The sequence below is a fragment of the Cellvibrionales bacterium genome (assembly GCA_016713115.1).
GTDB lineage: Bacteria > Pseudomonadota > Gammaproteobacteria > Pseudomonadales > UBA7239 > UBA7239.
The window spans coordinates 1821176-1834321 of sequence record JADJPU010000001.1 but is presented as its reverse complement, the minus strand read 5'-3'; the positions used below and the strand labels follow the sequence as shown (position 1 = coordinate 1834321).

Sequence of the window (13146 nt, the reverse complement as noted above, 5' to 3'; positions counted from 1 at the left end):
CAACACTTTTACTACAATACTGCCACTACAAATCTGCTCCGCTGATCACGGTTACACCGCCCGCATCTTTTTGTAATTTCACGCTCTGCACATCTTTACCTGGGATGCCGATGATCAAGTCAGCCTTGCCATCGCCATCAATATCACCTGCACTCACGGAGGCACCAAACAAATCACCTTTTTTCACACCGTACAAGGACTCGCCCAATACCTGAAAAGAACTGCCATCCATAAAATAAATACGCACTCTGCCGGTAGCCGCTATCGCTTTGGGCACAGCGGTAGGGTTGGCCGCTTTGGGCGTGCCGGCCACGATGTCGGCAAAACCGTTATCGTTCACATCCCCTAACGCCAGTGCAGAACCCAAGCCTTCGTTTGTCGCCGCGCCCAGCAGCGGATCCAGTTCTGGGTGGAGGCTAATTATGCTGCCCCTAAAAATGCGAATACTGCCCGCGTTTTTCTTTTTCACGCCATTAACAAAAACATCTGCACCCGGCATGCCAACCACCCAATCCTTGAGGCCATCACCGTCCACATCTGCACCCGCTGCAATGGCCGCACCAAAATAGTCTTTAGCGGCTGTGCCGTATTCAAAAAAATCTGCCGTGGTGCCGTTACTCAGTGAATAAACACGCACGCTGCCTGCATCGGTTAAACCGTCATCTGTGTCGTCATCATTCGGTGCGCCCACCATCAATTCATCACCAGGGTTGGTATCCCAAACGCCCATGGCTAGCGCCGTTCCTGCGCGCGCATTGGCGGTTTCACCGTACACATCTAACAGTGGCACAGCATCCAAATTACTACCCGACAGCACTTTCACTTCGCCCGCTTGTTTGAGCGGTTTCACACCCTGCGCGTTCACCGCTTTGGGAATACCCACTGCGACATCTGCATTGCCATCGTCATTAAAATCACCCAAGGCAACTGCCGCACCAAACATAGCATTGGTTTCTGTGCCGTAACGCTCTTCATGTTGCACCGTGCACGGCGCAGTGCAGCCGTAAATAACGCTGATCATGCCGACATTTTTTAAACCGTTATCCACATCATCGGCCAGCGGTGCACCCACCACCACATCTGCAATACCGTCACCGTTTACATCGGCATTACCAGCGACCGCTGTACCAAAACCATCTTTCGCCACACTGCCAGTCAACGGAAAAATCGGCAGCTCTGTTGCGCCAGAAATAATTTCTACTTTGCCCGCGCTAGAAATGGCTTTGAGTGGCGGTGATGCCGGAACATCATGTCCGGGAGTGCCGACAACGAAATCGCCATAACCATCACCATCAAAATCACCGGCAAACGCAACCACCGTACCCGTTTTATCTTTTGTGACTAGACCATCGACATTCGGCATGGGCATCGGATCACAAGCATCACCTTGGCCGTTGCTGTTGTAATCTTTTTGATCAGCATTGGCGATTAACGGGCAATTATCCGTTGTATCTGCCACACCATCATTGTCGCTATCCGTATCCAAAGTTAAACCGTTGCAAGTGGCGGCGTTGGGCGTACAGCCGTAAGGATTTCCTGGCAACCACGCATCGGGCATGCTGTCGCCGTCACTGTCTACAGCGGCGGCATCGTTATTAGGAAACGCATCCAAGTTATCGCTCACACCATCGCCATCGGTATCCGGCGGCGGTGGAGATAGCGGCTCATCGTCTTGGCAGTCATCAATACCATCGCCGTCAGTATCACGCAGCAACAACCAACCCATGTCACAAAATGCGGCGGATGCCATCACGCTTTCATTGGGAAATTCGTATTGATGCTCCATTACTTCGTCAGCATCAGAGTCGTAATGCACCGCATCATCAAAATGACTCGTGGATGAACCACCTTGATAAGACGATGGCGCGAACAATTGCACTCGACCTGCATTCACACCTGCTGATAACAAACTGCTCATGGCCGATGTTTTAGCACCTGTCCACACCAGATCACCGTCGCTCACAATTGAGGCTGCGCGTTCGCCGTTGGTCATAGTTTTCCAACTTTTTCCCGTGCTGGCATCCATCAAAAACGAGCTGTAGTTATCAATCAGCCCACTGCTAAATACACCATTGCTGCCGATAAAAGAAAGAAAACCTAAACCGTGCATCATTTCATGCACAGCAGTTCCCAAAAAATCCACTTGATTCGAGCCGGGGTTATGATCCGTACCGAAATACCAAGTTGTACCTGTCAAACAACCGCTTTGTCCGAGGCGATTATTAAACTGTCCTTGGATGTGGCTGGACTCAGCCATAGCACTGGCAGAACCAATATCGGCTGCTTGTGCCGACACATACCAAACATTGCTTTGTGGCGCCCCAGTAAAACTGTGATACGCATTTTGCGGTCCCGCACTGCCCAACACCGCGCTGAATTCGCTACAAGGCAAATCATCAAAAGAAACACTTACTTTGATATTTTGACGAAAGTTGATCAGTTGTTCGATTTCTGCTTTTGCCGCCAACAGCGCGGTCTGCCGCTCCGCGGTGACATTATTTCCAAAAATAAAAACAATGCCCGCCGCTTGCGCAGAAGTAATACCGGCCAAGAAAATTGCGGTTGTTGCTATGAATGATCGAAATAGCTTTTTCATAATGCACACCAAAATAATTTAAACGGTTAGTGTTTTTCTTTCTGTTTTGGTTCTTGGATATATTCTTCGCCGTGGTAATTCACATGCAACTTTCCATCTTTGTCGCGCGTTGCCACGGGCACAGATTTGTAGCGGTTGCCCAGGGACGCCGACTGCGAACCATCGGCGTGCACCGTTACTTTGCCTTCGTCCGCTGTTGGTTTTTTCATTTCACGAATACCTGCCAACACTTCAGGCGATGGTTTTGCCGCATCTGTAACGGCATGGTTATCGTCAACAGAGTTATCCACTGGCTCTGCCACGATGGCATCTTCAGGGCGAACCATTGCTGCATCGCTAGAAGCCTCAGAAGATGTTTCCTGCAGCTGCCGGTGTTGCCGAAGCAGATGATTGCACTGAGTTTGCGGAGGATGCTGAAACGCTATTCGATGCTTGATGCGATGCGGCAGAAGAAACCGCCTGTGATGATTCTGCAGCCGACTCTGGTGACAGGCGCAGCCAAGCAGCAAACACCAGCACGGCAAGGGCTAACATGCCTACCGCTATCCCTGTTTTTTTTGGCATAGGCATCACACCACCCTCCTTTGGAATAGCGCCAGACTGCCACGATGCACCGCCATCTTCTACTACCTGCCTCACAAATTTATCTTTTGGCATAATAGCCTTCAGCTATTGAATCAATAAAAACAATCCATTTTGAAAATCTACAGTTAGCCCGTACAGTGGCCACATCCAAGAACACCCTTGAATACCACCGGAGGACACAGCCATGCTCGACACCAACATCAAAGCTCAATTGGAGCAGTACATCGCCCTGTTGGAGAACCCCATTGAACTAGTAATGGCGCCCGACGCCAGCAACGCTTCGTTAGAGATGCGTGATTTGCTGCAACAGATTGCGGCGCTCTCTGACAAGATCAGCTTCCGCGAAGACGATAGCCAGCAGCGCGCACCTTCCTTCAGCGTTGCACGCCCTGGCGAAGCACCGCGCATACGCTTTGCCGGCATTCCGCTCGGCCATGAGTTCACCTCCTTGATTCTCGCCCTGCTGCAAACCGGTGGTCGCGCACCCAAAATCAGCGACGAGCAGATCGCGCAAATTACTGCGTTGGATATGGATGCCGAGTTTGAAACTTACATCTCACTGAGCTGCCAGATCTGCCCAGAAGTGGTGCAAGCACTCAACATCATGGCGGTGCTGAACCCGCGTATTAAGCACACGATGATCGACGGTGCGTTGTTTCAAGACGAAGTAAACAATCGCCAAATCATGGCCGTACCGACTGTGTTTTTAAACGGCGAACAATTCGGACAGGGGCGCATCGAATTGGATGAAATGTTGGCCAAGCTCGACGCAAACAGCGCTGCCAAAGCCGCAGAAAAAATTGCTGCGAAAGAAGCGTTTGATATGTTGATCGTCGGCGGCGGCCCTGCCGGTGCAGCAGCTGCCATTTACGCGGCGCGCAAAGGCATACGCACGGGCGTGGTGTCGGAGCGTTTTGGTGGACAGGTATTGGACACCATGGCCATCGAAAACTTTATTTCTGTGCCAGAAACCGAAGGCCCAAAAATGGCTGCCGCCTTAGAACAACATGTGCGCGCTTACGATGTGGACATCATGAATTTACAACGCGCTTCCGCATTAAAAAGCAGCAATGGCATGATAGAAATTGAGCTCGCCAGCGGCGCATCGGTAAAAAGTAAAACGGTGGTGCTTGCCACAGGTGCGCGTTGGCGCGAAATGAATGTGCCAGGTGAAAAAGAATACCGTGGGCGCGGCGTAGCCTACTGCCCGCACTGCGATGGCCCACTGTTCAAAGGCAAACGCGTAGCAGTGATCGGTGGCGGTAATTCCGGCATTGAAGCGGCGATTGATTTGGCGGGCATCGTGGCACATGTCACGGTGTTGGAATTTGATGCACAGTTGCGCGCCGATGCGGTGTTGCAGAAAAAACTCGCCAGCTTGCCGAATGTCACCGTTATCACTTCTGCGCAAACTACAGAAGTGATAGGCGATGGCAACAAAGTGAACGGCTTGACCTACAAAGATCGCCACAGCGGTGACACACACACTGTCGATCTGGAAGGTATTTTTGTGCAGATTGGTTTAGTGCCGAACACCGATTGGCTGAAAGATACCATTGCACTCAGCCCGCGCGGTGAAATTGAAATCGACACACGCGGCGCCACCAATATGCCTGGCGTGTTTGCTGCCGGTGATGCGACCACGGTGCCGTTCAAGCAAATCATTATTGCGATGGGAGCGGGTGCCACAGCGGCGCTAGGTGCGTTTGATCACATGATTCGCCAGTAAACTAATTTTGTAAAAAAGGAGCACAGCGATGAACTTGCGCGATTTGCAATACTTGGTAGCAGTGGCCGATGTGCGCAATTTCAGTCAGGCAGCTGACAAATGTTTTGTCAGCCAGCCGACGCTGTCGAATCAAATTCGCAAACTGGAAGAAACGCTGGGCATCACGCTGTTTGAGCGCAACAACAAACGCGTGATCCCCACCGAAACGGGCGAGCAAATTGTCGCATTGGCGCGCAAGGTGTTGCATCAAGTCGATACCATGCACGATGTGGCGAAAAGTTCCAAAGACCCTCTGGCGGGAAAATTTCGTCTCGGCGCTTTTCCCACGCTGTCCACCTATATTTTCCCCAGCTTGGTTCCCAAAATTACTGCCGCGCTTCCACAATTAAAATTGGTATTGATTGAAGAAAAAACGCAGCAGTTACTGGAGCGATTAAAACGCGGCGAGTTGGATGCGGCATTCTTGGCTCTACCTATTCACGATGAGCAACTGGAAGTGCGCGCCTTGTTTGACGATGAGTTTTTGCTCGCCACGCCGCCTACACACGCGCTGGCCCAAAAAAAACAGGTTGCACAAGCCGATATTGGTAGCGAGAAATTATTGCTATTGGAAGAGGGGCATTGCTTGCGCGATCAAGCGTTGGCGGTGTGCCAATTGGTCGGCTCGGAAGAAGAACAGGATTTTCGCGCCACCAGTTTAGAAACGCTGCGCCAAATGGTGAAAGCTGGAACGGGTATTACTTTTATGCCGCACATCGCCATACAGCCCGACGAGCGCGATATTTGTTACATCCCTTTTAAAAAACCGGCACCGTATCGCACCATCGGTTTGGTGTGGCGCAAAACCAGCGTACGCACCGCCGTGATTGAGAAATTGGCTGCGTTGTTGCGTTGAATATCAGGTGCGTGGAAAAGTAATCAAATGATCAAATTCCACGCGGATGCCGATGTATTCACCGATAGCATGATTATGGTGACTTGGTATCAATGACAGCACTTCGCTGCCATCATCTAATTGCAACGCGCACAAAAAATCAGCACCGCGAAACTGCTTGCGCAGCAATTGCGCTCGCACAGGACTGGCATCATCGTGCACCACATCATCGGGGCGCACTAAGACATCGAGCACACAACCCTCGACAACCGGCAAGTTATGCAAGCTGCAAAATTCGCCGAGCGGCATCCGCAAGCAGCGCTCGCTCAACACGGCTGCCGGCAACAACACGCCTTCACCGACAAACTCAGCCACCGCGCGATTAGCGGGTTCGTGGTACAGGGCGTACGGCGTATCCCACTGCTGCAGGCATCCCTCTGCCAGCAAACCCACCTTATCCGCCATCGCAAAAGCTTCCTGCTGATCGTGCGTCACCAATAACGCGGCCGTGTTGCTGCTTTTCAACAGAGCGCGCACATCCATTGCCAAACGCTGACGCAACTCAGTATCCAAACTCGCAAAAGGTTCGTCGAGCAACACCAGCGCAGGCTGTGGCGCCAAAGCGCGCGCCAGCGCCACGCGCTGCTGCTGCCCGCCAGACAATTCGTGTGGAAAGCGCTGCGCCAGATCGCTGAGTTCGATCATCACCAACAGCTCTGCAACGCGCTGCTGTCGCTGCGTGGCTGATGCCTTGCGCAAACCAAAGGCGATGTTGTCGGTAACGGTGAGATGCGGAAACAGGGCGTGATCTTGAAACACCATGCCGACACCGCGCTGATGCGCGGGCACGGCAGCGCCATCCCCACTGAGCGTGCGACCCGCCAGCGCAATGCGTCCATTCACGGGTGTTTCAAACCCCGCCACGGCACGCAATAAAGTCGATTTGCCGGTGCCAGAACCGCCGAGCAAGCAACCGATTTCACCGGTCGCCAATACCAACGAAACAGCATCCAGAACGCTGTGTGTCCCGTAGCGCACTGTAAGATTTTCAATAGCCAACCAAGGCTCTGCCTGCCCATTATTCATGTAACGCGGAATCTCCTGTGCGGTCGAGAATGAGCACCGGCAGCAACCCCGCCACAACCAGCAATACCGCCGGCAATGCTGCACGCTGCCATTCACCTTCCGATGTCATTTCAAAGATACGCACCGCGAGTGTGTCCCAGCCGAAAGGCCGCATCATCAAGGTGATCGGCATCTCCTTCAACACATCAATCACCACCAACAGTAATCCGGTGGTGAGACCGCCGCGCAACAGAGGCAAATAAACCCGCTGTAGCAAAGCAAATCCATGCACGCCGAGCGAACGCGCCGCCATGATCTGTGACGCAGTAATGCGCTGAAATGCACTAGCCACGGGCGACAAACCCACCGAGAGAAAGCGGCAGGCCAGCGCCAGCAACAACACCACAACTGAGCCTTTCAACACCGCCGTCTGCTGTAAGCCTGTCAGCGCGATGAGCTGGTTATCCAACCACGCCACCGGAATAAACACCCCCACCGCTAGCACGGTGCCGGGAATGGCATAGCCGACAGTGGCAATCTGCGTTGCCAACACGGTGCTGCGCTGCGGCAGCACATGGCGCGCATACCCCAGCAACAACGCCACGGCCACCACCACCAGCGCCGCTAACACCGCCAGCAGCAGTGAGTGACCGACGAAATCGAGGTAGCGGCTGTCCAAATCCGTAGACACCGCCAGCCAAGCCCAACGCAACAATTGCAGCAGCGGAACGATGAAAGCCGCCAGCAGCACGCAGGCGCAGCCAGCCGCTGCCAACCACGCCTGTGTTCGCGATAGCTTGCGCAGCACAGCCACACGACCTGCAGGCGTATAGCGCCGCGCACCGCGTTGCCACTGTTCGATGGCGATCAACGCAAATGCCAGCAGTATCAATAACGAAGCCAACTGCTTGGCGGCAGGTAGCGAAAATAGGGCAAACCACGCCTTGTAAATGGCCGTGGTGAAAGTATCGATGCCGAGCACATACACCGCGCCAAAATCTGCCAGCGTTTCCATCATGGCAAGCAGACAGCCCGCCGCAATCCACGGTCGTGCCAAGGGCAGCGCCACGCGCCACAGTGCTTGCAGCGGCGATAAACCCAGTGACTGCCCCACCTCCAGTGCGCGACTGCCCTGCGTGGCAAAAGCATTGCGCGCCAGCAAATACACATAGGGGTAGAAACTGAGCGACAACACCAGCACCGCCCCGCCGAGGCTGCGCACGGCAGGCAGGCGCAGATCAGCGCCGAAAACTGCGCGTAGGCTCTCCTGCACGGGGCCGGTGAAATCCAGCAGCCCCACCTGCACAAAGGCCATGACATACGCCGGCACCGCCAGCGGCAGCATCAGCGCCCAGCGAAATACACGGCTGCCCGGAAATTGATACTGAGTCACCAGCCACGCCAGCGAGACACCCAACAGCAGTACACCCGCCAACACACCGCCACACAGCAGCAGCGTATTCAGCAATACCTGCGGCAGCACATAGGCCACCAGATGCTGCCAGATGGCGGCTTCTGGATGCGCAAACGACGACAGCACCACCAGCAGCGGCAGTGCTGACAGTGCTGCCACACACCAGACAGCTAGCCGCAGTGGGAACATCGCTTATTGATAACCAGCGCGATCCATCAGCTGCACGGCCTGCGCTTGCAGCTCACCGGCTTTGCTGATGTTAGTCATGCTCGGCTTGAAATCACCCCACGACGAGACAATAGGCGCCGGCTTCACATCCCAATTGACGGGATATTCCATGTTCGCGTCGGCAAACAAATTCTGCGCCTGTGTGGAGGACAGCCACTCGATCAGCTTCACTGCCTCGTCGCGGTGTTTGGCATGAGTGGTGACACCAGCACCCGACACATTCACATGCACGCCGTCTTGACCTTCACCTTGGTTGGGCCAGAACACTTTCACAGCGATATCCGGCTTCACTTTCAGCAAGCGCCCAAAGTAGTAGGTGTTGGCAATACCCACGGCACACTCGCCAGCGGCAATGGCTTCGAGCAGTTTGGTGTCATCCGCAAACGGCGCTACGGCCAAGTTTTCTACCCAACCGCGCACCATGGCTTCGGTGGCAGCTTCGCCATTGGCGGCAATCATCATCGCCACGAGGGATTGGTTATAGACTTTTTTCGAAGTGCGCAAACACAGTTTGCCCGCCCATTTGTCGTCTGCCAGCGCTTGATAGGTAGACAGCTCTTCCGGCTTCACCAAATTCGGGTTGTAGAAAATGCTGCGCGCGCGCGCCGACAAACCAAACCAACGCTTGCCAGGGTCGCGCAAATGCTCGGCAACATTTTTCTGCAGCACCGCCGACTCCACCGGCTGCAACACGCCCTGCTGGGCTGCCTGCCACAGGCTGCCGGCATCCACCGTCAGCAACACATCCGCCTGCGTGTTCTGCCCTTCCTGCTTCAAACGCTCCAACAGCGGCCCTTCTTTGTCGGTGACAAAAGTCACTTTCACACCTGTCTGCTGGGTGTAGGCATCAAACACGGGTTTGATCAGCTGCTCATTGCGCGTGGAATACACCACCACTTCCGCTGTAGCGGCTGGCGTGGGCGCGGTCGTTGTAGCCGGTGCTGTCGGTTTATCGCAAGCAACCAGTCCAGCCAAAAGAGCGGCAACGACAAGGCGCTTTGACCAATACAGTGGATAGCTCATCAACTCCTCCTTCAAAAATAAGTAATAGACAAATGGTTGTCCCAGCCGCCAGCAGGCAAGGCTAAGCGCTGCATCGCTACAGTGTTATCGGCGCTGCGCGCATGAAAGCAGGATTGCTGGCCGGAAGTGGCAATAAACCCATCGTCAACGGCGACAATACCCGCGCAGTCCGGCAAGGTGTAATCCAACAGATTCACTGCGCTGTCGAGGTGCCAAATTTGTAAGCGATTGCCGCGCGGGGCCGAAGCCGCCAACCAGCGCAAACCGTTGTGCACCGTGATACTGGCGCTGTAGTAATTCACGCCGTCCATCTGCGCGGCGGCCAACGGAAACAATTGCAGGGTTTGTTGCGGGCGTTTGACGGCGATCAGCGAACCACCGTGCGCCGGTTCATAACCGTCATCCAGTGTGTTGCCCTGCGCAAAAATGTACTGCTGCCCTGTCACCAGCGTGCCATCTTGCGCCACAGCAACATGGCGAATGCTGGCACGCGGGTCTGTCAGCGTGTCGCGACTGCGCAGGCTGCCGTCGATGTTCACCACCGTGAGGCTAGATTCCACCACATCACTCATCGCCTCGCGGCTGTTTGCCTCCGTGCGTACGCCACCGTTGGCGATGGCAAAGCCGCTGTGATCCGGCAGCCAAGCGAACTGGTGCGGCTCAATACCGTGTGTGGCAAATTCGCGTTCGAATACCAGTTGCTCTTGTTGCAGACGATACACACCAACCACACCGCGCCCCGCTTGTCGCGTATCGTTTTCCACGAGATACAAACGGCTGCCGTCTTTGGCAAACAAACCGTGGCCGTAAAAATGGCGCTGCGCGCGCGCATTCAGTGTGTGCACAATGCGTCCGTCGCGGCTATCCAGCAAGTAGACCTGTGTACCGGGGCGACGCGCTACAAAAGCCACGCAGGGCAAAAATGGGTGTGGTGCAATATCGTGGCAACGCTGTGGCACGGGCGTTTGAAAAACCTGTGTGCCATTTTCTGTGTATCCCGCACAAAAATGCTGCCCTGCTGCATCCGAACGCGCGGACAGCAAACAGGACGACCGCTCGGCCAGTGCGTACATCGGTACCGCTGTCATCACCGCGGCTGCCGCACCCAGTTGCAGCGTTTGCTGCAAAAACTGGCGGCGGCTGTACGACACCTCAATCGCCATCCGTGCCATTAAAACCGAGTTGCACATTCAAGGCCTTAGCAACTTCCTTTTCGTACAACAACCGCAAGGTGTTCAACTGTTCAAACAACTGTTTGAGTTGTTGTTTACCCGCCTCCGTTGCGAGCAAACGCTCAAGTGGCACTTGCAGCGGAACCAACTGTGCTTGCAGGGTGGCATAGGTTTCGTCAATTTTTTGCGCCAGTGCGGGCTGTTTGCTATGCACCAAGGCGCGCCAACCACTGCCAGTCCACAGCGCCTGACTGGCCACCACCCCTGCCTGCAAACTGCCCAAGGTGTCACCCGCTCGCCATGCTTCGGCTTGGTACGGCTGCGGCGAGCCTGTACCAGACAGCCCTGTCGCCACACCCAATTTTTTGTGCATCACATTGAAGGCGGTTACTTGCGCGCGCAGCAATTCAGACAATGGCCCCGCCGCATCGGCGTAACGCGCATTGGGCGTTTGCAGCAATAGCGCAGCAAACTGCTGCCAAACTTGTAATGCGCGCGATGACTGCGCCAACTGGTAGGCCGTATTGGCCTGCAATAACGGGCAATAGCGTGCGCGCTGAGCGGAATCTGCCAGATTGCGCTCACGATCAAACAACATGTATTCGCTAGCGCTGAGGCCGCGCACGGCTACGCTGCCCACCGTCAAACTCTCGATCGTAATCGCCGTATTTTTTTGCAGCAGTTCCTCCGTCTGTTTGGCGGCGAGATTGCGTTTGTCTGGCCAGAATTGAATCTGTAAACCGAGATGATCCGCCGGGCTAGGTGGCACCAACACAGGTTGCAGTGCTAGCCACGCGTGTTGCGCCGCCAACCACTGGGCACGCACCGTCGCCAACTCTGCTTTACCGGCACAGAATTGCTCGCTCGTTGTATGAAAAGCTTGGTTGGTGTGCTGCCAGTTTGTGTAGGCTGGAAGCGCAATATCGTTGACCAAGTGCTCGACAGCTTGCTGTTCTGGACTCGCGGCTAACACAGCATTTACGCCGAACAACAACGCAAAACAAGGTGTTGCCAAAACGCGAAATAGCTTCATAACGACTCCACAAACTGCACCAACGCCGCGCGTTCTTCTGCATTCATTTGCATTACCGCCTGCTTCGATTTCTCGGCTTCACCGCCGTGCCAAAGTATCGCTTCCAACACATTGCGCGCACGACCATCGTGCAAAAACTGTGTGTGTCCATTGACGGTTTGCGTCATGCCCAAACCCCACAGCGGCGGCGTGCGCCACTCCGTGCCGCTAGCAAGAAACTCGGGGCGCTGATCCGCTAAACCCTCGCCCATGTCATGCAACAGCAAATCGGTGTAGGGATAAATAATTTGATTCGCCAGCTCAGGTTCTGCTGCATCTGCGCGCGTGGTAAACGACGGTGTGTGGCAACTTTGGCAACCTGCATCCGCAAACAATTTTTCACCTTGAGCGACAACAGGATCACCCAAATTGCGCCGCCCTGGCACGCCGAGATTGCGCGAGTAAAACAACACCTGCGCCAAAATTTTACGGCTGACTTCTGTGCCTTCTTTGTCATTGCCATTGGCAGCTTGCAGGCAATCTTTTTGATGTGTCGTGCAATCATCCGCTTGATTCGCGAACGAAGTCAGCCCCATATCACCGGCAAACGCGCCGGCGTTTTGTTGATTCAAAGTGGATTTACCTGCTTTCCAACCAAAGCGCCCCAGCACAGTTTTTTGCAGCTCGCTGTTCCACACGCGATTGGCGCGACCGGAAATACCATCGTGATTTTTGTCATCCGGATCTTCATGGGCGAGCAAGTCGCTGTCGCTAATGGCCTCCAGCAAACCCAAGCCAATCATCGGCGGTGCCACACGCGCCGACATCATCACCTGAGGATCCATAGGACCATAGGCAAGCTCAGAAATTTGCAGTGTGGGTTTGCGCAAATTGACCGTTGTGCCATCCGCCAATTTCACTGGCTGTTCGCTATAAGTAACGCGCACGCGCCCTTCTGGCTTGAAGCCGGGGTTCGCCATATCTTGCAGCTGTCCACCGTAAACAGGATCACCGATCACCCCGTCGCGCAGCAGTTGTTCTTCTTGCCCTGCTTTAGAGGGCACAGAGAGACGCACCAGCATAGAAACCGCGTTGACGGCATTCGCGTCTGGCGGATGACCGCGCCCATCTTTGATGTGACAGTTCTGACAGGCGTTGGTGTTGAACAAAGAACCCAAACCATCGCGCGCTGTAGTTGACGATGGTGCCGCCACCCAAGGATTGCGGAAGAAGCTGTTGCCGACGCTGAAGTCCACACGGCGCGAAGGTGGCAAGTTCGCCGACGGCAGTGAATACGCGTTTGCACTTGCCTCAAAAGTGGTTGCGGCTCCGCCAGGGCGTGTTGGATCGCCAACGGGCGGTGACACAGGCGCTGTTTCTGCCTGTGCCGGTGCGGAAGCCCACAACAGCAGAGATAAGATTGCGACGGAACGCATACGGGTAACTGA

11 protein-coding genes are annotated in these 13146 nt (G+C 54.7%); 2 read left to right on the top strand and 9 right to left on the bottom strand.

From position 1 onward, the window contains the following. Window positions 1-25: 25 nt before the first annotated feature. The 3 genes from IPK30_09095 to IPK30_09085 are packed head-to-tail and all read right to left on the bottom strand — an operon-like array spanning window position 26 to window position 3253. Window positions 26-2596 carry an FG-GAP repeat protein gene (locus tag IPK30_09095; protein ID MBK8103423.1) on the bottom strand — a complete coding sequence of 857 codons (2571 nt, stop codon included), beginning with the start codon at window positions 2594-2596 and terminating at the stop codon, window positions 26-28. Window positions 2597-2622: 26 nt separating this feature from the next. Continuing rightward, complete coding sequence (locus IPK30_09090; protein MBK8103422.1) at window positions 2623-2922, bottom strand: hypothetical protein; 300 nt, start codon at window positions 2920-2922, stop codon at window positions 2623-2625. A 19-nt stretch (window positions 2923-2941) separates the two neighbouring features. Beyond that, window positions 2942-3253 (bottom strand): hypothetical protein, encoded by a 312-nt coding sequence (locus IPK30_09085; protein MBK8103421.1) that lies wholly within the window; start codon window positions 3251-3253, stop codon window positions 2942-2944. Window positions 3254-3365: 112 nt separating this feature from the next. Here IPK30_09085 and ahpF point away from each other — a divergent pair, with 112 nt between their 5' ends. Both ahpF and IPK30_09075 read left to right on the top strand, forming a co-directional pair. Beyond that, window positions 3366-4910, top strand: coding sequence for an alkyl hydroperoxide reductase subunit F (gene ahpF / locus IPK30_09080; GenBank protein ID MBK8103420.1), 1545 nt, complete (start codon window positions 3366-3368; stop codon window positions 4908-4910). Window positions 4911-4938: 28 nt separating this feature from the next. Beyond that, window positions 4939-5805: a LysR family transcriptional regulator gene (locus IPK30_09075; protein MBK8103419.1), complete on the top strand. Its 867-nt coding sequence runs from the start codon at window positions 4939-4941 to the stop codon at window positions 5803-5805. Window positions 5806-5808: 3 nt separating this feature from the next. Here IPK30_09075 and IPK30_09070 read toward each other — a convergent pair whose 3' ends face one another. From IPK30_09070 to IPK30_09045, 6 genes are read right to left on the bottom strand one after another with little or no spacing between them, the layout of a single operon-like run. Then, window positions 5809-6870 (bottom strand): ABC transporter ATP-binding protein, encoded by a 1062-nt coding sequence (locus IPK30_09070; protein MBK8103418.1) that lies wholly within the window; start codon window positions 6868-6870, stop codon window positions 5809-5811. After that, window positions 6863-8452 carry an iron ABC transporter permease gene (locus IPK30_09065; GenBank protein ID MBK8103417.1) on the bottom strand — a complete coding sequence of 530 codons (1590 nt, stop codon included), beginning with the start codon at window positions 8450-8452 and terminating at the stop codon, window positions 6863-6865. The genes IPK30_09070 and IPK30_09065 overlap by 8 nt, the downstream gene beginning before the upstream one ends. Window positions 8453-8455: 3 nt before the next feature. Next, complete coding sequence (locus IPK30_09060; protein MBK8103416.1) at window positions 8456-9514, bottom strand: Fe(3+) ABC transporter substrate-binding protein; 1059 nt, start codon at window positions 9512-9514, stop codon at window positions 8456-8458. A gap of 11 nt (window positions 9515-9525) precedes the next feature. Then, window positions 9526-10677 carry a DUF1513 domain-containing protein gene (locus IPK30_09055; protein MBK8103415.1) on the bottom strand — a complete coding sequence of 384 codons (1152 nt, stop codon included), beginning with the start codon at window positions 10675-10677 and terminating at the stop codon, window positions 9526-9528. Beyond that, entirely contained in the window at window positions 10667-11719 is a 1053-nt protein-coding gene (locus IPK30_09050) for an imelysin family protein (GenBank protein ID MBK8103414.1), read from the bottom strand. The genes IPK30_09055 and IPK30_09050 overlap by 11 nt, the downstream gene beginning before the upstream one ends. Then, window positions 11716-13134, bottom strand: a complete 1419-nt coding sequence (locus IPK30_09045; GenBank protein MBK8103413.1) for a c-type cytochrome — start codon at window positions 13132-13134, stop codon at window positions 11716-11718. Before IPK30_09045 ends, IPK30_09050 begins: the two co-directional genes overlap by 4 nt. Between the last annotated feature and the right edge of the window lie 12 nt (window positions 13135-13146).

Coding starts and splice junctions, on each gene's coding strand:
- IPK30_09085 (MBK8103421.1), bottom strand. CDS start 3,253: ATGCCAAAAGATAAATTTGTGAGGCAGGTAGTAGAAGATGGCGGTGCA.
- ahpF (MBK8103420.1), top strand. CDS start 3,366: ATGCTCGACACCAACATCAAAGCTCAATTGGAGCAGTACATCGCCCTG.
- IPK30_09070 (MBK8103418.1), bottom strand. CDS start 6,870: ATGAATAATGGGCAGGCAGAGCCTTGGTTGGCTATTGAAAATCTTACA.
- IPK30_09095 (MBK8103423.1), bottom strand. CDS start 2,596: ATGAAAAAGCTATTTCGATCATTCATAGCAACAACCGCAATTTTCTTG.
- IPK30_09055 (MBK8103415.1), bottom strand. CDS start 10,677: ATGGCGATTGAGGTGTCGTACAGCCGCCGCCAGTTTTTGCAGCAAACG.
- IPK30_09050 (MBK8103414.1), bottom strand. CDS start 11,719: ATGAAGCTATTTCGCGTTTTGGCAACACCTTGTTTTGCGTTGTTGTTC.
- IPK30_09075 (MBK8103419.1), top strand. CDS start 4,939: ATGAACTTGCGCGATTTGCAATACTTGGTAGCAGTGGCCGATGTGCGC.
- IPK30_09060 (MBK8103416.1), bottom strand. CDS start 9,514: ATGAGCTATCCACTGTATTGGTCAAAGCGCCTTGTCGTTGCCGCTCTT.
- IPK30_09065 (MBK8103417.1), bottom strand. CDS start 8,452: ATGTTCCCACTGCGGCTAGCTGTCTGGTGTGTGGCAGCACTGTCAGCA.
- IPK30_09090 (MBK8103422.1), bottom strand. CDS start 2,922: ATGGTTCGCCCTGAAGATGCCATCGTGGCAGAGCCAGTGGATAACTCT.
- IPK30_09045 (MBK8103413.1), bottom strand. CDS start 13,134: ATGCGTTCCGTCGCAATCTTATCTCTGCTGTTGTGGGCTTCCGCACCG.